This window comes from Paenibacillus dendritiformis (assembly GCF_021654795.1).
Lineage (GTDB): Bacteria > Bacillota > Bacilli > Paenibacillales > Paenibacillaceae > Paenibacillus_B.
Map to the genome: position 1 here is coordinate 3679240 of NZ_AP025344.1, position 19198 is coordinate 3698437.

At 55.4% G+C, this 19198-nt stretch carries 23 protein-coding genes; all 23 read right to left on the reverse strand.

The genetic code is table 11. The annotated features are described in order from the left end of the window. Positions 1-98 precede the first annotated feature (98 nt). The 23 genes from L6439_RS16245 to L6439_RS16355 all read right to left on the reverse strand — a co-directional run bounded on the left by L6439_RS16245 (position 99) and on the right by L6439_RS16355 (position 19066). On the reverse strand, positions 99-650 hold the full coding sequence (locus L6439_RS16245) for an ATPase (protein WP_237096502.1): 552 nt from the start codon (positions 648-650) through the stop codon (positions 99-101). A gap of 197 nt (positions 651-847) precedes the next feature. Then, a complete protein-coding gene (gene mtrB, locus L6439_RS16250) occupies positions 848-1069 on the reverse strand; it encodes a trp RNA-binding attenuation protein MtrB (protein ID WP_168181472.1) in 222 nt (73 codons plus the stop codon). A 168-nt stretch (positions 1070-1237) separates the two neighbouring features. Further along, positions 1238-1510, reverse strand: coding sequence for an HU family DNA-binding protein (locus tag L6439_RS16255; RefSeq protein ID WP_006678894.1), 273 nt, complete (start codon positions 1508-1510; stop codon positions 1238-1240). Between the two features lie 280 nt (positions 1511-1790). Beyond that, a complete protein-coding gene (gene spoIVA, locus L6439_RS16260; RefSeq protein WP_168181471.1) occupies positions 1791-3269 on the reverse strand; it encodes a stage IV sporulation protein A in 1479 nt (492 codons plus the stop codon). Between the two features lie 364 nt (positions 3270-3633). Next, the gene (locus L6439_RS16265) at positions 3634-4374 is read right to left on the reverse strand and encodes a hypothetical protein (protein WP_213468223.1); all 741 of its coding nucleotides are present in this window, start codon (positions 4372-4374) and stop codon (positions 3634-3636) included. Between the two features lie 287 nt (positions 4375-4661). After that, a complete protein-coding gene (locus L6439_RS16270) occupies positions 4662-5018 on the reverse strand; it encodes a 2Fe-2S iron-sulfur cluster-binding protein (protein WP_172878989.1) in 357 nt (118 codons plus the stop codon). Positions 5019-5075: 57 nt separating this feature from the next. Next, positions 5076-5714: a nucleotidyltransferase family protein gene (locus tag L6439_RS16275; RefSeq protein WP_213468222.1), complete on the reverse strand. Its 639-nt coding sequence runs from the start codon at positions 5712-5714 to the stop codon at positions 5076-5078. Between the two features lie 118 nt (positions 5715-5832). Then, on the reverse strand, positions 5833-6135 hold the full coding sequence (locus L6439_RS16280) for a 2Fe-2S iron-sulfur cluster-binding protein (RefSeq protein WP_168181467.1): 303 nt from the start codon (positions 6133-6135) through the stop codon (positions 5833-5835). Between the two features lie 28 nt (positions 6136-6163). Continuing rightward, complete coding sequence (locus L6439_RS16285) at positions 6164-6343, reverse strand: DUF2768 family protein (RefSeq protein ID WP_006678900.1); 180 nt, start codon at positions 6341-6343, stop codon at positions 6164-6166. 181 nt (positions 6344-6524) lie between these two features. Then, on the reverse strand, positions 6525-6803 hold the full coding sequence (locus L6439_RS16290; protein ID WP_168181466.1) for a stage VI sporulation protein F: 279 nt from the start codon (positions 6801-6803) through the stop codon (positions 6525-6527). A gap of 95 nt (positions 6804-6898) precedes the next feature. Continuing rightward, positions 6899-7924, reverse strand: a complete 1026-nt coding sequence (locus L6439_RS16295) for an NAD(P)H-dependent glycerol-3-phosphate dehydrogenase (RefSeq protein ID WP_213468221.1) — start codon at positions 7922-7924, stop codon at positions 6899-6901. Further along, the gene (plsY, locus tag L6439_RS16300; RefSeq protein WP_168181464.1) at positions 7914-8528 is read right to left on the reverse strand and encodes a glycerol-3-phosphate 1-O-acyltransferase PlsY; all 615 of its coding nucleotides are present in this window, start codon (positions 8526-8528) and stop codon (positions 7914-7916) included. The genes L6439_RS16295 and plsY overlap by 11 nt, the downstream gene beginning before the upstream one ends. 12 nt (positions 8529-8540) lie before the next feature. Beyond that, entirely contained in the window at positions 8541-9863 is a 1323-nt protein-coding gene (der, locus tag L6439_RS16305) for a ribosome biogenesis GTPase Der (RefSeq protein WP_168181463.1), read from the reverse strand. Positions 9864-10002: 139 nt separating this feature from the next. After that, positions 10003-10596 carry a permease gene (locus L6439_RS16310; RefSeq protein WP_237096503.1) on the reverse strand — a complete coding sequence of 198 codons (594 nt, stop codon included), beginning with the start codon at positions 10594-10596 and terminating at the stop codon, positions 10003-10005. 111 nt (positions 10597-10707) lie between these two features. Next, positions 10708-11928, reverse strand: a complete 1221-nt coding sequence (rpsA, locus tag L6439_RS16315; protein ID WP_006678906.1) for a 30S ribosomal protein S1 — start codon at positions 11926-11928, stop codon at positions 10708-10710. Positions 11929-12184: 256 nt separating this feature from the next. After that, positions 12185-12763, reverse strand: a complete 579-nt coding sequence (locus L6439_RS16320) for a lysophospholipid acyltransferase family protein (protein ID WP_168181460.1) — start codon at positions 12761-12763, stop codon at positions 12185-12187. Between the two features lie 6 nt (positions 12764-12769). Then, positions 12770-13474 (reverse strand): (d)CMP kinase, encoded by a 705-nt coding sequence (cmk, locus tag L6439_RS16325; protein ID WP_168181459.1) that lies wholly within the window; start codon positions 13472-13474, stop codon positions 12770-12772. Positions 13475-13621: 147 nt separating this feature from the next. Further along, positions 13622-13822, reverse strand: coding sequence for a diadenosine tetraphosphatase (locus tag L6439_RS16330; RefSeq protein WP_213468219.1), 201 nt, complete (start codon positions 13820-13822; stop codon positions 13622-13624). Between the two features lie 794 nt (positions 13823-14616). Further along, entirely contained in the window at positions 14617-15252 is a 636-nt protein-coding gene (locus L6439_RS16335; RefSeq protein ID WP_168179754.1) for a flagellar brake protein, read from the reverse strand. Positions 15253-15370: 118 nt separating this feature from the next. Next, positions 15371-16714, reverse strand: a complete 1344-nt coding sequence (ypeB, locus tag L6439_RS16340; RefSeq protein WP_168179755.1) for a germination protein YpeB — start codon at positions 16712-16714, stop codon at positions 15371-15373. Positions 16715-16833: 119 nt separating this feature from the next. Next, a complete protein-coding gene (locus tag L6439_RS16345; RefSeq protein ID WP_168179756.1) occupies positions 16834-16983 on the reverse strand; it encodes a hypothetical protein in 150 nt (49 codons plus the stop codon). A gap of 53 nt (positions 16984-17036) precedes the next feature. Further along, positions 17037-17750: a glutamic-type intramembrane protease PrsW gene (prsW, locus tag L6439_RS16350; protein WP_168179769.1), complete on the reverse strand. Its 714-nt coding sequence runs from the start codon at positions 17748-17750 to the stop codon at positions 17037-17039. Positions 17751-17815: 65 nt separating this feature from the next. Beyond that, entirely contained in the window at positions 17816-19066 is a 1251-nt protein-coding gene (locus L6439_RS16355; RefSeq protein ID WP_168179770.1) for a Glu/Leu/Phe/Val family dehydrogenase, read from the reverse strand. Positions 19067-19198 lie beyond the last annotated feature (132 nt).

Consider the following 19198-nt stretch of genomic DNA (forward strand, 5'->3'; position numbering starts at 1 on the left):
AGTCATCCTGGCGGGATGTCGCAATCTAAATCATTATATCATAGGTTCCATATGAACGGGCATATTTTCTTGCTTTCCCGCCGGGCCGATCATCCCTTCTATCTGTCTCCGGGAAAAGTCCGCTCCCATAGCGGCGTATAAATAAAGCGAAGCGCCTGTTCCGTATCGGGCGTGACGATGCCCTCGCGAATCGCCTTCAACCGTTCCGGCGCGGCTTCCTGCTTGCGCGCGTCCAGCGACAGCAGGACATAATTTTTCTTCAAGCGCTCGTCCTGTATGACGATCCGCAGCAGCAGCCGGTTCACATTATCCGTTCGGGTAAAGCTGTACTGCAGCATCTCGTATATATCATGATAGATCGCATCCGGCCTCGCGATGGTGGAGGCGACCTTCATGTCAATCGTCAGCCCGTCTCCATTCCATGCCGCACGGCTCAGTCTGAGCTGCAGCGGAATATCCGATAAGTAGTCGACCAGCCGCGCATCGGTGACGGAGATCGTCTGCGGCGATGCCGTTACGGCAGCCGCCTCCCGCGGCGCGTTCCCGTCCGCACGATGAGCGGCGGACAGCCAGCCAAGCCCCGCCGTCAGCAGGATGGTCGCCATCGCCGTCAGCATCGCCGGCCCCCAGCGTTGAACCCGGTTCATCATACCCGCTCCCCTACTGTACATGTTGGAGACATCCGCTTGAAGCCCTATTTCCAGTCTCGACCCAGAAGAGGATGTCCATACCTCATCATACAGTGAAATTGTGCGGGGTATGACAGCAATTCCGAAGCAGATCAACCGCGGCAGCCTTGCCGGGCGCCGCAAAAAAACCGCCCCGCAGCATGGCGGAGCAGCTCGCCTTAATCCGTATCGGTATGGACCTCGCCATGCTTCGTCAGGATGACGGCCTTGCCGCGCACCTTGACCGCAGACGTATGTTCGGTGAACTGGGCAATCAGCACTTCATTCTTATCCAGCTTCTCGATATGATGGAAGCGGGTATCTTGGCCCCGGGTCAGTCCGAATACTTGAACGCCTTGATCCTTCGCCTTGATCACGATATAGTCGGTCTGGTTCTCCAACAGAACTCCCTCCTCTTCTCTCGCTATTATAACATGGTTGGGCCGCTTGCCCATAGCCCGTCACGAACGGATAGACACGGCTCCCGGACAAGAGAAAGCCGCGACGGAATCCCGTCGCGGCTTCACTGAGCTCGCGTTCCCCATGGTCACTAGAGTATGTAAGTTCACTTATTTGATGCCGTCTTTAAGTGCTTTACCCGGTTTGAACGCAGGGATCTTGCTCGCAGGAATTTCGATTTCTTCGCCCGTTTGCGGGTTCCGGCCTTTGCGGGCGGAACGCTCGCGCACCTCGAAGTTGCCGAAGCCTACCAATTGGACCTTGTCACCGTTCTGCAGTGCGTTGGAAATCGCTTCGAAGACGGCGTCTACCACTTTCGTCACGTCTTTCTTGGACAATTCCGTGGACTCTGCAACCTCGGTAATCAATTCGGATTTGTTCATTGTCAGTTCACCTCCCGATGAAATATGTCCTGTTATCCCTTTTTTTCACTGTTTCCTATGAAAATATACATCATCAACCCTAAAAACGTCAGATATAGCTTGGCTCTGCCGTCTTTCATGGTCGAGGAACAAATTTATAGTAATATACCGCTATCACAAATGCAAGGGGGTAAAATCGGCGCTGCGCCGCGAAACAAACAAAAATAGCTCAATCCGCCCCCTGTTCCCGAGAGAACAAGGAGCGCCTGAGCTATGCTCCGTATCCGGTATGAACGTCCTGTCACAGGATGATGGCAATCAGGCCGCCCGACCCTTCGTTGATGATGCGGCCCAGCGTCTCCTGCAGCTTGTAGCGGGCATTGTCCGGCATCATCGCGATCTTGCCCTGAATGCCTTCCCTTACGATGGAATGGAGGGAACGGCCGAAGATATCGGATTCCCAGATCTTCGTCGGGTCGTTCTCGAAGTCCTGCATCAGATAACGCATCAATTCCTCGCTCTGCTTCTCCGTGCCGATAATCGGCGCGAATTCGGATTCGACATCGACCCGGATCATATGAATGGACGGGGCCGTCGCTTTCAGCCTCACGCCGAAGCGCGATCCTTGACGGATAAGCTCTGGCTCGTCGAGAGCCATCTCGCTTAACGTCGGAGCCGCGATGCCGTAGCCCGTCGTCTTCACCATCTCCAGCGCATCGGCGAACCGGTCATATTCCCGCTTCGCATGGGAGAATTCCTGCATCAGCTGAAGCAAATGATCCTTGCCCCGTATTTCAACGCCGACGACCTCCATCAAAATCTGATCATACAGTTCATCCGGCGCGTACAAGTCGATTTCGGCAACGCCTTGCCCCATATCCATCCCGCTAAGTCCGGCGCGGGCGATGAATTCATAGTCCATGAACTGCTGCACGACGCGGTCGACATCGCGCAGACGGCGGATATCTTTCACTGTATCGCGAACCGAGTTCTCATAGCTGGTGCGCAGCCAATGGTTGTCATGAAGCACCATGACCCAGCTCGGCAGATTGACATTGACTTCATGAACCGGGAATTCGTACAATACTTCCCGCAGCACGCCCATCACGTCATCTTCGCTCATCGTAGCGACGCTGAGGGCCATGACCGGGATGTCATATTTCTCCTGCAGCTCGTTGCGCAGTGCAATGGTTTCATCACTCTTCGGACGCGTCGAGTTGATGACGAGCACGAACGGCTTGCCGACTTCCTTCAATTCGTTGATGACCCGTTCTTCGGAGTCGACATACGAATGGCGCGGAATCTCGGCGATCGAACCATCGGTCGTGACGACGACGCCGAGGGTGGAATGCTCCTGAATCACCTTCCGCGTGCCAATCTCCGCCGCTTCCTGGAACGGAATCGGATCCTCGAACCAAGGTGTATTGATCATCCGCGGCCCGTTCTCGTCTTCATAGCCTTTGGCGCCTTCCACGGCGTAACCGACGCAATCCACCAGGCGGACGTTCACTTCCAGTCCTTCCGCCACCTTAATCTGAACCGCATTGTTCGGGACGAACTTCGGCTCCGTCGTCATGATGGTCTTGCCCGCAGCGCTCTGCGGAAGTTCGTCGACGGCACGAATGCGGTCGGATTCATTTGTAATATTCGGGAGAACGACCGTCTCCATGAAGCGTTTGATAAAAGTCGATTTCCCCGTGCGGACCGCACCGACGACCCCGAGGTAAATATCCCCGCCGGTACGCTCGGCAATGTCCTTAAAGATGTCCACTTTTTCCAATGATATCCCCTCCTCAAAATGTTCCGACGGACAAGAGGCTTTCGTCCGCCTCTCGTCCTTCTGAAACGATTGGCACCGTTGCTAGGATTGAGCTGTTGCCGTTGTCGCCAGTGTTCTCCGCCGAGACTTCACGTTGTACAAGGGCAGTGCGACGCAACTCGTACATGTTTTTGGACTAGTACCATCTTATTTCGCACCTATCGCAAATATGACCCTGATAGCAACATTTTTCTTCGCCGGGCGCACTCACGCCTTCCAAATCAGTTATATGAAAGTCATAGAAAAGTATGACAACGCAAACAAGACCGTACGGGAAAATTTCCATACGGTCTTGTTTTTGCTCACGCCTGTGCCGGCGAATCGCTTATGATTCGGTGTCAACTTGCGGCCACGGTGCGCCATCCTTCCAAATGTACGGGACGGATTTGACCGGGACATAGAATGAATTCTTGGTCAGCAGCGGGCGCAGATCGGCTCCATCCCCGGCGGGCGGCTTGTCCCCTCCCTCGATGATCTGCATCAGCTCCATCGCGTAATCGGCATAGACGCGTCCCTGTTCATCCATGATCAGTGCCAACGGTTCTCCGCTGAACGGATTTCTGACGTTCGACGGCTTGAGACCGGCGGCGGCTTCATCAATGCGGTAGAAGCCGGGGTAGGCCTCTTCCTTCGAAGGCAGGCGTCCTTGCTTGCGCTTGTAGGAATCGACGGCACGGGCGGCATCGTTCACATATTGCGCCACCGTCAAATCCATGATGCGGACCTTCGGCTCCGTCTCTTCGTCGATAATCAGATACGCTCCGGTGCCGCCCGCCTCGAACGCGCTGGCCGGCGTGGCGCTCAGCTTGCCGCTGCGCTTCAGCGCCTCGAAGTCAACGCGGAACTTCTCATACCGGGGAACATCCTCTTCGCTGTTCTGTATCGGGAGCAGTCCGGTATCCTTCAAATATTCATCCACCGCGCTCTGTACGAGCAGCACGCCCTCGCGGGCGGACTGCTGATTCTCCTTCCGCAGTTCCTGCGGATACATGCATCCTTGCAGCAGCGCCAGCAATAGAGCGGTTACAGCGACGATGCCGGCCCCTCGTTGTCGGTTCACTATCATTCCCTCCAGCCTGTTTCTATTAGAGGTTGTTCAAAAAGCCCGCTTTGGATCACGAAGGAATTCGAGAAGCAACGCGGCATCGAATCTTGCATTCGCTCTTGAAAAGCGCATGCTTTCGCAGCATGTTTCCTGCGGAAACACGATAGCTGCTCAAGTCGTCTGACCTACACTCCGCTGCTCCTTCCAAGTATTGCGAAGCAAAACTCGCATCGAAAGCATATGCTTCGAGTTTTTGCAACCTTCCCGGTGCTGAAATCCGGCTTTTTGAACATCTATTTTTCACCCTGCTACCACAGCCCGTCCTCGCCCCGCTGTTCCTCCAGCTTGCGGCGCACGAGCGCTTTCAACGGATCTTCCGGCACTTCGACAGTGACGCTTCCCGATCTGCCGCTCACCCTGACCTGGCACGCCAGACGAGGGCCCAGCGTCTCCTCCATCCCCATCTTCCGCGCCTCGGGCGGCGTCGGAGCCGTGACCGCATGCGCATCGCCGGATACATTCACCTTGCACAGGAGGCAGCCCGCTTTGCCGCCGCAGCGCGTTCTCACGGCCACTCCGGCCTGTCGGGCGGCCGCCAGCAGCGTCGTCGGACGGACGACATCAATCATTTTGCCGGCCGGCATGAATGTCACGCGCGTTCCCACAGCGCTCCTCCCTTTCCCTGCAACCATCTCGGCGCCGCTAACCGCCTGGCCGCATCCTTATTCTTCCTCCGCTTCGCGAACGGTCCGGTTCGGGTTGATGCCCGCCATCACCTGCGGGCATAGCGCGCACAACCGCTCCGTAAAGCGCGAGCTGGCACGGCAGCGATCCCATACCGCCCGCATGGCCTCAACATGCTTGTCCGGCTCCCGGTTCATGACGCGCACGATGGCCTCCGTGCGATCCTCCCGCTCCCGGAGCAGATTGAATACCAGCTCATGCGCCAACGGCATCAGCCGGATGATGCGGCGGCCGATCTCATGCTCTGGCCCGACGGGCCATAACCCTCCAACAATCACCGTCTCATAGCGGCATTCCGGGGTCGTCACCGTGAAGCTTCCGACCAGCTCGGCCGTTACCCGGTCATGACGGTAATGGCTTAGCAGCGATCGATAACGGCCGGTGACGCTCCATACCGGCTCATCCGCCGACCAAGCGCCCCAGGCGCGGTGCAAGGCATCCGCCTCCGCTTCATCAGCGTACAGATCAATATCGCGCGGCTCGCGCTCGATATCCACGCCTTGGAGGACCAAGCCGCAGCTTCCGCCCAGCATCCATGGCAGCGTTCCCGGCGTGCAGGCCTCCGTCATAAGGGCGATACAATTTTCTAGCGAATGAGACAATGAGTGTTGGTTCATGCGGCGCGCTCCATTTCTTCTGTGAATCTCGACGCGGAGCGATAGGCATAGAGCCCGTCACCACGCGTGCAATTGATGTACCGTCCATCATGATGGACAGCGAACAGACGCAGCGGCGTCATCCAAAATACGGCTTATGTATGACTTCCACCTGACCGTCCTTCACCACCGTCGTCTGACAGGCGAGCCGGTAGCCTTGATGGAATTCGTCCTCCTCCATCCGGTTCCATTCCGCGTCGGTGACATCGCCCAGGTTGTCATAGCCGGAGACGATCCGACACCGGCAGCGGGCGCAGGTACCCCGCGTGCAGGAATAAGACCAGTCCACCTTGGCCTGGATGGCGGCTTCAAGGAGCGTCGTCCCGACTTGCACCGTCACGGCAGCCTCCCGTTCGCGTCCCCGCAGCTTAATCTCTGCCATATTCCGTTGTTCCTCCCGAGTATTGTGATTACATAATGGAAATCAGGCCGTACAGCATGCCAGCCAACAACATAATGAATGCGACAAACGATAGAATGCCTTTCACCCAACCCTTGGTTTTCGTGCGGGCGAACATGATTAAAAAAGCGGAAAAAGCCATTAGGCCGATTCCGATAAACGATACCCACATCTTCGTCATACCATCCATAGTCTCTGATTCTCCCATTCCTCACAAACTGCTCCCATTATACCATTCGTATCCGCATAAGAAAACGAGAGTGGATAATTCTCCTTCGCAAGCTGTGCAAGCCACGGCTTATCCGGTCCGTCATACAAAAAAGCAGCGCAAGCATTCGCCTACGCTGCCGGCCGGTTCGGGTCGGGAAACGCTACTTTTTCATCATCATTTTCATCAACGCTTCCATGTTGTTCGGATTCATGCCGCTCTTCTTCACGGCGCTGACAATATCATTTATTGTAGACTCCGTCACGGGAAGCTTCGCCACCGCAGCGACCTGCTTGATGAGCTGGCGCAGTTGGGCCTCGCTCTGAAGCGTGGAAGGCTTAACCGCTCCGGCAAGCTTTTTGATTTGGTTTTCGGTTATGTTTTTGCCGGCTTTTTTGTTGATTTTGTTCAAGGCTTCCTTCGGGAATTTGTTGCTCGACATATATTCCCTCCTCAAGTCTGTTTACCTTCAATGTATGAACAGATTCCAGGAGAGGTGATAGATGGAGCTACATTTCCGCACTCAGCCCTGAGCGGTCAGGACCAGGCAGCCACTTCTTCGATCTCATGCTTGCGGACGCGGCCCATCAAATATTCTACCGCCGTCTTCGCTTCCCTGCCTTCGAACAGGACACGGTGCAGCTGCTCGGTAATCGGCATCTGCACCCCGTATTGCCGGGAGAGACGGTAGGCTGCCTTCGTCGTGCGTATGCCTTCGACGACCATCCCCATTCGGGACAACACCTCGTCCACCGCCATGCCTTGCCCGATCATCGAACCGGCGCGCCAATTGCGGCTATGCTGGCTCGTGCAAGTGACGACAAGGTCGCCGACGCCGGCCAAGCCCGCAAACGTAAGCGCATTGGCGCCCATCTTCGTGCCGAGCCGCGCTATCTCGGCCAGACCTCGCGTCAGCAAGGCCGCTTTGGCGTTATCGCCGAATCCGAGGCCGTCGGACAGGCCTGCGCCAAGCGCGATAATATTTTTCAGCGATCCGGCCAACTCGACGCCAAGCACATCGGGATTCGTATACACCCGGAAGAAGGTGTCATTCATGAACAGGTCCTGCGCCTGCTCCGCCGTCTCCAATCCGGCGGAAGCGACGACTACCGTCGTCGGACACTGCAAGACCACCTCCTCCGCATGACTCGGCCCCGACAGGACCGCGATTCGCTCCATGCCGCATTCGAGCTCTGAAGCCAATACTTCCGACATGCGGGCGAGCGATTCGGTCTCAAAGCCTTTCGTCGCATGGACGATAATCATCTCTTCCGTAACGTACGGCTTCATCTGCCCCGCCACTTGGCGCATCGCAGAAGAAGGCGCCACGACCACGCACGCCGAGGCCCCCTCCATCGCTTCCTGCATGCTGCAAGTCGCCTTCAAGCCAGGATGAAGCACGACATCCGGCAAATATTTTCCGTTGCGATGCTTCTCATTAATTTCTTCCGCTTGGTCGCAGTGGCGTGTCCATAAATACACGTCATGCCCATTCTGCGCAAGCACCTCAGCAAGTGCCGTCCCCCAGCTTCCGGCGACGAGCACGGCAACTTTAGCGGACACGCGGCACCTCTCCTTTCTTCGAGCCGAGGCGGTTCTCCGTGCCTCGCCACAGCTTCATAATATTGCTTCGGTGACGATAGAAGGCGAACGCGCAAATCAGCAGGCTGCCCCAAAATATCGGCCAATCATATCGATAAATCAAAATAAAGACCGGTGTCAGAAGCGTAAAAATAAGCGAGCCGAGGGACACATACCGCTTCCAGACAATCGAGGCGATGGCCAGCACGCCTGCCGTGAAGGCAGGCCAAAACGCCAGCATCGCCAGGACGCCAATCGTCGTCGCGATCCCTTTGCCGCCGCGAAAACGGAAGTATACCGGCCAGTTATGACCGACGATCGCCGCGATGCCGCACCCGACCATCAACCAAGCATTATCGGTCATCCACCATCCAAGCAGCACGGCAATAATTCCTTTGACCACATCCAGCAGCAGCACGCAGATCGCCGGTCCCTTGCCCAGCACGCGCAGCGTATTGGTCGCGCCGGCATTGCCGCTCCCGTGCTGCCGGATATCGATTCCGCGCAGCAATTTGGCGAACAGCAGGCTGAAGCTGATTGAACCGATTAAGTAACTTGCCACAATGGCAATGATTGAATATACCAATTCCGAACTCCCCTAACCTTCATCGGATTTGCGGCGGGTGAACAGCCGTATCGGCGTGCCCTCGAAGTCGAACGACGTCCGGATCCGGTTCTCCAAATAGCGCTCGTAGGAGAAATGCATCAGCTCCGGATCGTTGACGAAGATAACAATCGTCGGCGGCTTCACCGCGACCTGCGTCGCATAATTAATGCGCAGACGTCTGCCTTTATCCGTTGGCGGAGGGTTGTAGGCGACCGCATCGCTGACAACATCGTTGAGCAGATGGGTCGGGATTCGCTTCGCATGCTGCTCTGCAACATGCTCGACGACCGGCAGGAGCTTGTGAAGCCGCTGCTTCGTCTTGGCGGACAGGAAGACGATGGGCGCATAAGGCATGAACAGGAAATGATCGCGAATCTTCGTCTCGAATTCATGCATCGTGCGATCGTTCTTCTCGACGACATCCCATTTATTGACGACAAACAGCGCCGCCTTGCCGGCCTCATGGGCATAGCCTGCAATATGCTTGTCTTGCTCGATGATGCCTTCCTCGCCGTTGATGACGATCAGGACGACATCGGCCCGCTCGATGGCTTTCATGGAGCGCATGACGCTGTACTTCTCGGTCGTCTCATACACCTTGCCGCGCTTGCGCATTCCGGCCGTATCGATCAGCACGAACCGCTGGCCGTCCTTCTCGAACGGAGTATCGATCGCGTCGCGCGTCGTGCCGGCAATATCGCTCACAATGACGCGATCCTCGCCCAATATGGCATTGACAAGCGATGACTTGCCTACGTTCGGTCTGCCGATCAAGGCGACCCGGATGACATCTTCATCGTATTCTTCCTCGGTCGTGTCCGGAAAGCGGTGGACCACTTCATCCAATAAGTCGCCAAGTCCCGTGCCGTGCGAACCGGAGATGGGCACCGGATCCCCGAATCCAAGACTGTAAAATTCATAAACATCGTCCATGCGTTGCAAGTTGTCTACTTTGTTAATCGCAAGAACTACCGGCTTCCCGGAACGGAACAAAATCTCAGCCACTTCCTCGTCCGCTTGGGTTACGCCGCTCTTCGCTTCACACATGAATACAATGACATCCGCTTCCTCAATGGCCAACTCGGCCTGCACACGGATGGAGCGGAGCATCTCGTCTTCGCCGTACACTTCGATTCCGCCCGTGTCAATAATGTTGAACGGCTTGCCGTTCCATTCGCCCGTTCCGTAAATACGGTCGCGTGTCACGCCAGGCTTGTCCTCCACGATGGCCAAACGGTCGCCGATGACTCGGTTAAAAATGGTGGACTTGCCGACATTCGGCCGCCCGACAATGGCAACAACGGGTTTTGCCATGCAGTTCACTCCTCATCTCTAATGCAACATCTACACGTAGTTCATCATATCAAAAAATCAGCACCTTGGCTAACCAATTTGCAGAAGACCTGGCTAATTTGCAGGTCGGCTTGTCCCTCGCGGACCAGGCGCCGCCGGCTTATTGCCAGCGCGTCTGCCACCATCTGTGCCGGGACCATTCAATGACGGCGGACAGCAGCCGGACGGTCACGAACAGGAGCCACCATGCATCCTGCACGGCGCTGCCGCCGAATTCCGCGGCAGGGGACAGCTTCAATTGGATCAGCCACTCCCCCGAGGTAAGCCCCAGCGTCAGCATAATCCACTGATGCGTCCAGTCCCGGGAACACAGCAGCACAATCGCGATAATCGTTAAATAGGCGGCACTGTGCGCCGGGAGAAGCGGGAGCGGCCACACCGCCGATTGGGACAGCAGCGCCGTCCACAGCCAGACCGCGCCGATCATGACAATGCGGCCGGCCAGGACGAACGTGAACCAGCCGGAGGCCTGAGCCTGCAGGCCGGCCAGAATTCCCGCGATCATGCACCACAGCAGCCATGCCGGCTGAATCCCGCGTCCTTCCGGGAGCAGCCCGATGCCGGCATCGTGATAGAACAGCCAGAACAGGCCGACCAGGAGCAGGGCCGATCGGGGAGTTCCTCGCAGCAGCACATCCCTCCATCCCGTCGCCATCAAGATGGCACAGCAGAGCCACAAAATGAATGACAGCATCCCCGGCAACACATCGCTTCAACTCCGATTCCTTTTTTGCTTATTATTTGAAGGAATCTGCAAAAATAAACGGCGGGCTCCTGGGGAGCCCGCCGAAGGACACGGATGCGATTATTTTTTGAATTTGTTGAGCATGTCGCCGAAGCGCTCACCCAAAGTGACGCTCATCCCCTGATTGTTCAAGGAAACATTCGGGTTATTGTTCAGCTCTTCCTTCATCACTTTCTTCTCGGCTTTTGGCGCAGGAGCCGGCGCTTCTTCGGTCTCCTTGATGCTCAGGCTGACACGCTTCTCGGCCGGATTGAAGTCAAGCACCTTCACCTGGACAGTCTGTCCTTGCTTCAGCACTTCGGACGGCGTCGCGATGTGGCGGTGCGCGATTTGGGAAATGTGAACCAAGCCTTCCACGCCAGGCGCCACCTCAACAAAGGCGCCGAAGTCGACGAGACGCTTCACTTCGCCAGTCAAGATATCGCCAGTCTTGATCTTGTCGGCAGCTTGCTCCCAAGGACCTGGCTGCGTCGCTTTCATGCTCAGGCTGATTTTGCCGTTAGCCGGATCGACTTTCAATACTTTAACGTTGACTTTTTGTCCTTCCTGAACAAGATCCGACGGTTTGTCGACATGATGCCAAGCCATCTCGGACACGTGCACGAGACCGTCCACGCCGCCCACGTCAACGAATGCGCCGAATTGAGTCAGGCGCTGTACGGTTCCTTCCAGCTCTTGACCTTCGCTCAGGCTTTCCATGACGCGCTTCTTGTTCGCTTCGAACTCTTCGTCAAGCACTTCTTTTTGGGACAGAATGAGCTTGTTGTTCTCGCGATCGATTTCCTTGACCTTTACGCGCAGCGTGCGGCCTTTGTAATCGCTGAAGTCTTCCACGAAGTGACGTTCTACCATGGATGCAGGAATAAATGCGCGGACACCGACATCGGCTACGACGCCGCCCTTCACGACATCAACAACCGTAACCTCAAATACTTCATTGTTGTCGAAATGCTGCTGCATGACATCCCATGCATTCTCGCTGTCTACTTGGCGCTTGGACAGAACCATGCGCTCCTTGTCATCGTCGATGCTGACAACCTTGCATTCGACTTCTTGCCCTACCTGGACAACATCCGCGATATTGTCTACGGAAACGGAAGACAATTCGCGGACGGGAATGACACCGTCATATTTATATCCAATGCTAACGACCGCTTGGTTGTCGTCGATTTTGACAATCGTGCCTTTGACGGTATCCCCTTTTTTGACGGACACGATGTTTTCCATCACTTCCTGGTTTGCCGTTTCGGCTGTTTCGTTGACTTTTGTTTCTTCAGACATGTGAACTACCTCCTCAATTGAAACCCCATTTATTGAACCCCGCCTTAGAGGCGGACTTCGCAAGGACTCTTCCGTGCCCTTCTGCAGCTGGCACCGCTGGCGCGAATGCCATAATATGCGAATCCGTCCGCGTCCGCAGGCCGTTCGAACAGCCGCTCCGCATCGGGATGTCGTAACATTGTCGAATATAACCTGTAAATAATACCTGTAGTATCTGACGTTAGCGGAAATTCATGCACGCTGGCCTCCGGAATCGTCAAGCTTCCCGCTTAAGCCGATGGATATGGTCCATAATGCGCTCGGTTGCCGTCTCCAGAACGTCGCTTCCCTTCTGTTCCGACAGATCCGACATATCGATGGGCGGACCATAGACGACCCGGGTCTTGCGGAACAGCTTATAGCTGCCGACAATCGCCACCGGAACGACAGCCGCGCCGCTGCGGAGCGCAATCATCGCCGCTCCCTTCTTCGCTGCGGCCCCTTGGCCGGTATTGCGCGTGCCTTCAGGGAATATACCCATAATATCCCCGTCCTGAAGCAATTGAAACGCGGTGCGGATCGTTTCTTTGCCAACGCCGCCCCGCTTGACGGGAAAGGCGCCCAGCGCCTTGATGGCCGCTCCGAATACCGGGATGTTGAACAGCTCGGCCTTCGCCATAAAGCGAATGCGCCGCTTCAGCAATATTCCTATCGCCGGAGGGTCCAGCAGGCTGATATGGTTAGAGCAGAGGACAACGCCGCCATCCTTCGGCACATGCTCTGTCCCGGATGCCTCCAACCGGAAAAGAAGCCGGTAAATCAGGCGAAGCAGCGCCCTCATCATCTTATAAAACATAATTGATTACCGTTCCCCATCTCTGCATAATAATTTGGCCTGATCCACGATGACGCGAACGACCTCATCGATCGTCATGCGCGTCGTATCGAGCAGAACGGCGTCTTCCGCCTGCCGCAGCGGAGCTACGTCCCTCGTCTCGTCCTGCTTGTCGCGAGCCGCAATCTCCCGCATGAACTGCTCTACGGTGGCGCCGTCAACGCCGCTCGATTCGGCGTAACGCCGGCGCGCGCGCTCTTCTACGGACGCGGTAACGAACCACTTCTGTTCGGCATCGGGAAGAACATGCGTGCCAATATCGCGGCCATCCATGACGACTCCCTTGCGGGCAGCCATGCCGCGCTGAAGTTGGACAAGCCTCTCCCTAACGGCGGATGACCGGGCATACGAGGAAGCGAGCCGGCTAATCTCCGGCGTCCGGATCTCGTCCGTTACGTCGGTTCCGTTCAACAGAACGGCTTGCCTGGAATCCAGCGGGATCAGTTCAACCGCGACATCCTTCATCGCTTCTTGAATGGCATCCCCGTCCTCAGGATCAATGCCCAATCGTAACATATGTAACGCTACCGCCCGGTACATCGCACCGGTATCGATATACGTATAACCCAATTCGCGGGCGACGAGGCGGGCCACTGTGCTCTTCCCTGCTCCTGCAGGCCCGTCGATAGCGATATTCAAACGAAGCGCAGGAGCGTTGGACTGTACTGTCAACGAGTCTGACTCCTTCCTGGAACAATCACCGTGTATAGAGATATCACTAAAAAAGCAGGCGTTGCCTGCGACGTCAAAATTATACCACACTTCATGAGGGGATGCAAAACAGGCAATGTGAGGGAATGCCCTTCCCCCAAGCCGGATTCACGGCTTCCCCCGCGGGCCGGCCGCCGGATACGGCACGCCTTCCAGCCTCTCCACCTTGCAGAGCAAGCTTCGTACCCCGCCGTGCATAAGCAGCAGCTGCACCGCAAGAAGCGCCGCGGCGAAGGCCAGCCCAATCCGGATCATCCACCTGAATATCCGTTCCCACCAATCCATAAGCGCCATTTCCCGATCATGCACCGGCTCCCGCTCCTCCTTGTTTTTGAGGAATATTATGGCTGGACCTCCATCAGATTATGCACTGCCGATTTAGCGCTGAAGTGTCTCATAAGCATTGCAAAATGATTGAGGTGACGACTCAACATAGAATGTGGATGCCGGAAAAACGGCGACATGCAAACCGTTCGAACGTAAGGATGAATCCGTGAAATGCTGCGTGGCTGCAGCAATTTCTGCTCTTTAAGCCGCTATTTGATGAAATTCCTGCAAAAGTCAGGCTGTTGAGAAAGAAGTTATGAGTAGGAAAATGGATAATTCCACCGGCCTGAAAACGGCGCCATTTCCTGAGACACGCCGATTCGGTAAGCGAATCCTGCATAAATACAGCAATTCGATAGGGACGACTTTTCCAGAAAGGGAATCCTGCAAAATTACAGGAATTTCCCCCGTTTCGCTTCGGTTTGAAGCAAAAGGGCCTAGAATGATGTAGATTTGCAGCAATTCCTCGGGATGGGGACTCATTAAGCCGAAATTCCTGTAAAATAGCAGCAATTTCCTCCGCACGTCCAAGCCCCAGGAGGCAACGATGCTTCCAGCAGGCCGATAGTGCTTCCAGCAGGCCGATAATGCTTCCTGAAGGCGATGATCCTGATGATACCCCCCAGCATTCGACGCGGTCGCTTGGATCCCGTAAAATCAGGGCATTGAGCAGTTTATGGGACTCTTTACCTGCGATGGATCTATTCTCCCGGTAAAAAACGATTTAAGACGCGCTTTTTGGCCCCCCGTATGTATGATGCGTTCGGAGACAAGACTCATTTCCTCGCCTCAATTTGGCGTTCGAAGCAGAACCGGATCAGCTTCTGCTGGTCCAATTCGGCAACCTGCCCGAATTTCATCATGATCAGGTTCCGCTCCTCATGCAGCGGACGAACCCGCACGATTTCCCCGGTGAACGGGATATGCTCGATCGTTCCGTTGCGGAACGGAACCGCAAGCCAGCATTGCAGCAGCTGGCCTTCGCGAAGGCCCCATTTCGGCGCGGCCGTAAGCGAGACCCCGCCGCCGCTGACATCCTCCGTGCACGCCAAAAATTGAACGCCGTCCAGCGTCGACACCGCCGTCTCCAGTTGAGCCTGGACCCGCAAATAATTGCGGCGCTGCATTTTGGTCATACCGTCAGGGTTCGGCTTGCGGATGGACAGCATTCGAATCGCCTCGTTGCGCTTGCCCTCGACTCTGGATCGGAAATGCCATCTTATCCCGTCGTTCCGGGAGTAAAAGACATCCAGCTCATCTCCGATGGCGAACAATCCGAATTTGCCGGTCTCCTCGCAGAGCGGAACCTCCATCCAGATGAACTCGTCATCCAATTCGGTCACCCTCGCTTTATAGGTCCCCGGAGAACGCTCCAGTTGCATATACAGCATATCATTGATATTCGGTAACATAAGCTCCCCCCTGTGGGCAATTATACCACGGGATGCTGAGGTCCAACAGCACAAAGCGCCGGCAAGCATCCTCCCGTCTCCAGGATAGACGCCCTGCCGGCGCTTCTGCGGCGCAAGGTTATTCTTGCACGGCAGTCATTTCTTCGATGTGCTCTTCTTCGCCATTGTCGGCGTTAATATAGATGCGGTACGTTGTGCCGTTGATCTTGCCGCCGAATTCATAGCACAGCACTTCTTCCCCTTCGTCATTCTTAATCAGGGACAGCCGATCGAACAGGACCTCCATTTCCGGATGCAGCATCTTCTGAGCTTCCTGCTTCGTGAGCTTCGGCTTGCCGATGCTCCGATCCTTGTGCTCATATACATAGTCCGTCGCCTGAAGCCCGGTCACTTCCCCATTGTCAAGCGCCACGCGCACGCCGACTTGCTTCGGATAGAGATAGACGCCGTTCTCGACAGGGACGAAGGTGAAGCTGCCGACACGGTTTCGTTCATTGTATTTGACGGCCTCCATGTCGGGATAGCCGTGTTTCTTCAAAAACTGCTTCGCGGATTGGGAAGCCTGCTTCATCGACACCCGCTTCTCCTTGATTTCGCGGGCGTCCATATACGCCATCAGCATGCCTTGTTTGGTGAAATCGATCGTGACCGTTCCCTTTCCGTCATTGCCGTAATCAGCGAACGCCGTATAGGATTCATGCTCCGTTCCTTTGCCGTTCTCTCTGACTTCGATCTTATTGTACTTTTTGTTGCCCAAAAATTGCTCCGCCTTCTGGCGGATTTGCTGTGCGCTTAGCGGCTGGCCCTTCAGCATCTTGACGGAACGCTTCGTATAGATGTTGGCGATGGTAGGTCCCCAGTTCAATTCTGGATAGTCGCCGACCTTTTTGTCGACCGTTTTGAAGCCGTCGATAATCGTGTTGTCCATCGTTTGTTGCTCGGAGGCCATCGCGGTCTCCACATCCATCCAGCGCAAATTGTTGGCGATGACTTTATGCTGCACCTGCTGCAAATCCTTTGAAATATCGCCCGCATTCTTATACAGCGTCTTCAGGGTCTTCACTTCATCATCCGACAACGGCTTTTTGCTCAGATCGCGAATCGAAGTGCGGTAAGCGAAATTGGAGATGCGGGACAGAAAATCCTCTGTCTTGTTGAACGGCAGCAGCGTCAGCGGAAGCTGGTTGATCTCGTTTTGCGCTTGGCTCGTAATGCGCCATACATTGGCGAGCCCTTTGCGGTGCATGGCCTGCGAGGTCGAGTTCACCGCGAGGGTGCGTCCCAGTTCGCTATGCAGCCTGTCCACATGATACGTTAAATCATGGAAAGCCCTTTGATACTGGTTTTCGGCCTTGATCAAGATTGAATTTTTCTCCTGATGCTCTTGATAGCCCCACACGATCGCTCCAATAAAAAAGAGCGTAACGATGGGAAACATGACAGCACTAAATCGTTTATACATGGTACAAACGTCTCCCTTCACAGCAACTTGTACATGGATTTGTCCATAGTTTGCTGGAACAGCGGAAGGTTTATGCATCGTTTCCTATGTTACGCTCTTTATGATGGCAACTTGCCAGTTCAAAGCGGTTCTTCTTCGACTTCAAAATTTTCGCGGTTGTCGCACAGGCATTGCTTGAAACCCGTTTCTACACGGCCTTTTTCCCTCTTGCCGCGCAGCACGAACTTCTCGCCGCACCGGTTGCAGCGAATGGTTACTTTTACCCGCACACGCTCACTCCTCCATCAAGGAACATTACTATGTGCCAGTATTGCCCAACGGCTTACATATTAATCTCTTCCTCGCGCTTCACCAGGTGGAGAGGCGAGCGGGCATTCGCCCGGCGCACCTTGCCCATGCCGTAGTACCATAGAAAAATCATCAACGGTACGACAAACCATATCCAGTAACGTGTCACCGTCAACAATATCAGATCATAAATGCCATGCCAGAAAATAGGGAACAGCAGGGAGTAGGCCAGGTAGCGCCTGGTCCGTCCGCCATTGTCCTGGGTGAACTTCGCTTTGCCCATATAATATCCCATCATTACGCCGAACATCGCATGCCCCGATACCGGCAGCAGCGCCCGCAGGAGCAAATGCGAGAAGGAAGAATGATTAATCCAGGCATACAAGACGTTCTCGATGGTGGCAAAGCCGAGAGACACTGCAACGGCATATAAAATTCCGTCGTAATGCTCGTCGAACTCAACATGATTATAGATCATATGATATAGCACGAACCATTTGACCGCCTCTTCCACCCCGGCCGAAATGGCAAAGGAGGAGACGAGCGGGTTGTCGCCCCACCACAGCACGAGCCCGTGCTGTACGATCAAGATCGGGAAGACAATCAAAAATCCAAGCAGGAACACGCGCACGACCATATGAATCGGTTCATAATCATACCGGTCCTTCAGATAGAAGTACACCAACAGCGCAATGCCGGGGGCTATCGCGGCCGTCAGCAAAGGCAGTATCGGCGTCGTTGATTCCATCGTCTGCACGGCCGTATCTGAAGTGCTGGCGGCTATCGCTGTGATAGCCGGTACTATGCCCACACTTACACCCACCCCCGGTAGCGCGCCGCTTCAGCCGTCTTGCGCACGCCGACCATGTATGCGGCCAGCCGCATGTCCACTTGCTTCAACTGATGCGTCTCGTATACTTTGTTGAAGCCCTGCGTCATCAGCTTCTGGAGCTTCTGCATAACTTCTTCCTCACTCCAGTAGTAGCCTTGGTTGTTTTGGACCCACTCGAAATAAGATACGATGACGCCGCCGGCGCTGGCCAATACATCCGGTACGAGCAGGATGCCCCGATCCGTGACAATCTTGGTCGCTTCAATCGTCGTCGGGCCGTTGGCCGCTTCGACGATGATGCTCGCCTGAATCTGGTGAGCGTTGTCCTCGGTAATCTGATTCTCGATCGCGGCCGGAACGAGGATATCGCAAGGCTGCACGAGCAGTTCTTCATTCGTAATCGTATTCTTGAACAGGTTGGTGACGGTGCCGAAGGAATCCCGGCGGTCCAGCAAATCCGGGATATCGAGACCTTCCGGATCATAAAGCGCGCCGTTGACGTCGGAGATACCGACAACCTTCGCTCCCGCTTCATGCATGAACTTGGACAGATAGCTGCCCGCGTTCCCGAAGCCCTGAACGATGACGCGCGCATCCTTGAGCGGAATGCCGCGCACCTTGAGCGCTTCGAAAATCATCATGACGACGCCCTGCGCCGTAGCGGTCTCGCGTCCTCTCGATCCTCCGAGCACAAGCGGCTTGCCCGTAATAAAGCCCGGGGAGTCGAACTCCCGAATATGGCTATACTCATCGACCATCCATGCCATCACTTGCGAGTTCGTCATGACGTCCGGCGCCGGGATATCCTTGTTCGGACCGACCATCTGGCTGATCGCGCGGACATATCCGCGGCTCAACCGCTCCAGTTCGCCGAATGACATCCGCCGGGGGTCGCAAATAATTCCGCCTTTGCCGCCGCCGTACGGCAAATCGGCAATTCCGCATTTCAAGCTCATCCAAATGGACAGGGCTTTGACCTCTTCCTCTGTCACGCCAGGATGAAAGCGCACGCCTCCCTTGGTTGGACCGACTGCATCGTTATGCTGGGCGCGGAAGCCGGTGAACACCTGAACACTGCCGTCATCCATGCGCACCGGTATACGAACCGTCAGCATGCGAAGCGGCTCCTTCATCAGGTCCACCATATCTTGTCCATAACCCAGACGCTGCAAAGCCTGTTCAATTACGAGCTGAGTGGAAGCAAGCAGGGAGTTGTGATCATTAGCGGTCATCATTATTCACCTCATAGGTTTATAGTAGATATACTCATTGAACCCGGGTGTCTGGACATTGCTGTGTCCAATGAGAGCAAGCTTGAATATACTGACTGACATATGATGACAAATGAAAACAGGGGACTCGCT

Excerpts from the sequence above, each read along its gene's own strand:
- L6439_RS16245 (WP_237096502.1), bottom strand. The coding sequence starts at position 650 with ATGATGAACCGGGTTCAACGCTGGGGGCCGGCGATGCTGACGGCGATG.
- L6439_RS16255 (WP_006678894.1), bottom strand. The coding sequence starts at position 1,510 with ATGAACAAATCCGAATTGATTACCGAGGTTGCAGAGTCCACGGAATTG.
- L6439_RS16265 (WP_213468223.1), bottom strand. The coding sequence starts at position 4,374 with ATGATAGTGAACCGACAACGAGGGGCCGGCATCGTCGCTGTAACCGCT.
- L6439_RS16275 (WP_213468222.1), bottom strand. The coding sequence starts at position 5,714 with ATGAACCAACACTCATTGTCTCATTCGCTAGAAAATTGTATCGCCCTT.
- L6439_RS16280 (WP_168181467.1), bottom strand. The coding sequence starts at position 6,135 with ATGGCAGAGATTAAGCTGCGGGGACGCGAACGGGAGGCTGCCGTGACG.
- L6439_RS16285 (WP_006678900.1), bottom strand. The coding sequence starts at position 6,343 with ATGGATGGTATGACGAAGATGTGGGTATCGTTTATCGGAATCGGCCTA.
- L6439_RS16290 (WP_168181466.1), bottom strand. The coding sequence starts at position 6,803 with ATGTCGAGCAACAAATTCCCGAAGGAAGCCTTGAACAAAATCAACAAA.
- der (WP_168181463.1), bottom strand. The coding sequence starts at position 9,863 with ATGGCAAAACCCGTTGTTGCCATTGTCGGGCGGCCGAATGTCGGCAAG.
- L6439_RS16310 (WP_237096503.1), bottom strand. The coding sequence starts at position 10,596 with ATGCTGTCATTCATTTTGTGGCTCTGCTGTGCCATCTTGATGGCGACG.
- rpsA (WP_006678906.1), bottom strand. The coding sequence starts at position 11,928 with ATGTCTGAAGAAACAAAAGTCAACGAAACAGCCGAAACGGCAAACCAG.
- L6439_RS16320 (WP_168181460.1), bottom strand. The coding sequence starts at position 12,763 with ATGTTTTATAAGATGATGAGGGCGCTGCTTCGCCTGATTTACCGGCTT.
- L6439_RS16335 (WP_168179754.1), bottom strand. The coding sequence starts at position 15,252 with ATGTTACCGAATATCAATGATATGCTGTATATGCAACTGGAGCGTTCT.
- ypeB (WP_168179755.1), bottom strand. The coding sequence starts at position 16,714 with ATGTATAAACGATTTAGTGCTGTCATGTTTCCCATCGTTACGCTCTTT.
- prsW (WP_168179769.1), bottom strand. The coding sequence starts at position 17,750 with ATGGAATCAACGACGCCGATACTGCCTTTGCTGACGGCCGCGATAGCC.
- L6439_RS16355 (WP_168179770.1), bottom strand. The coding sequence starts at position 19,066 with ATGACCGCTAATGATCACAACTCCCTGCTTGCTTCCACTCAGCTCGTA.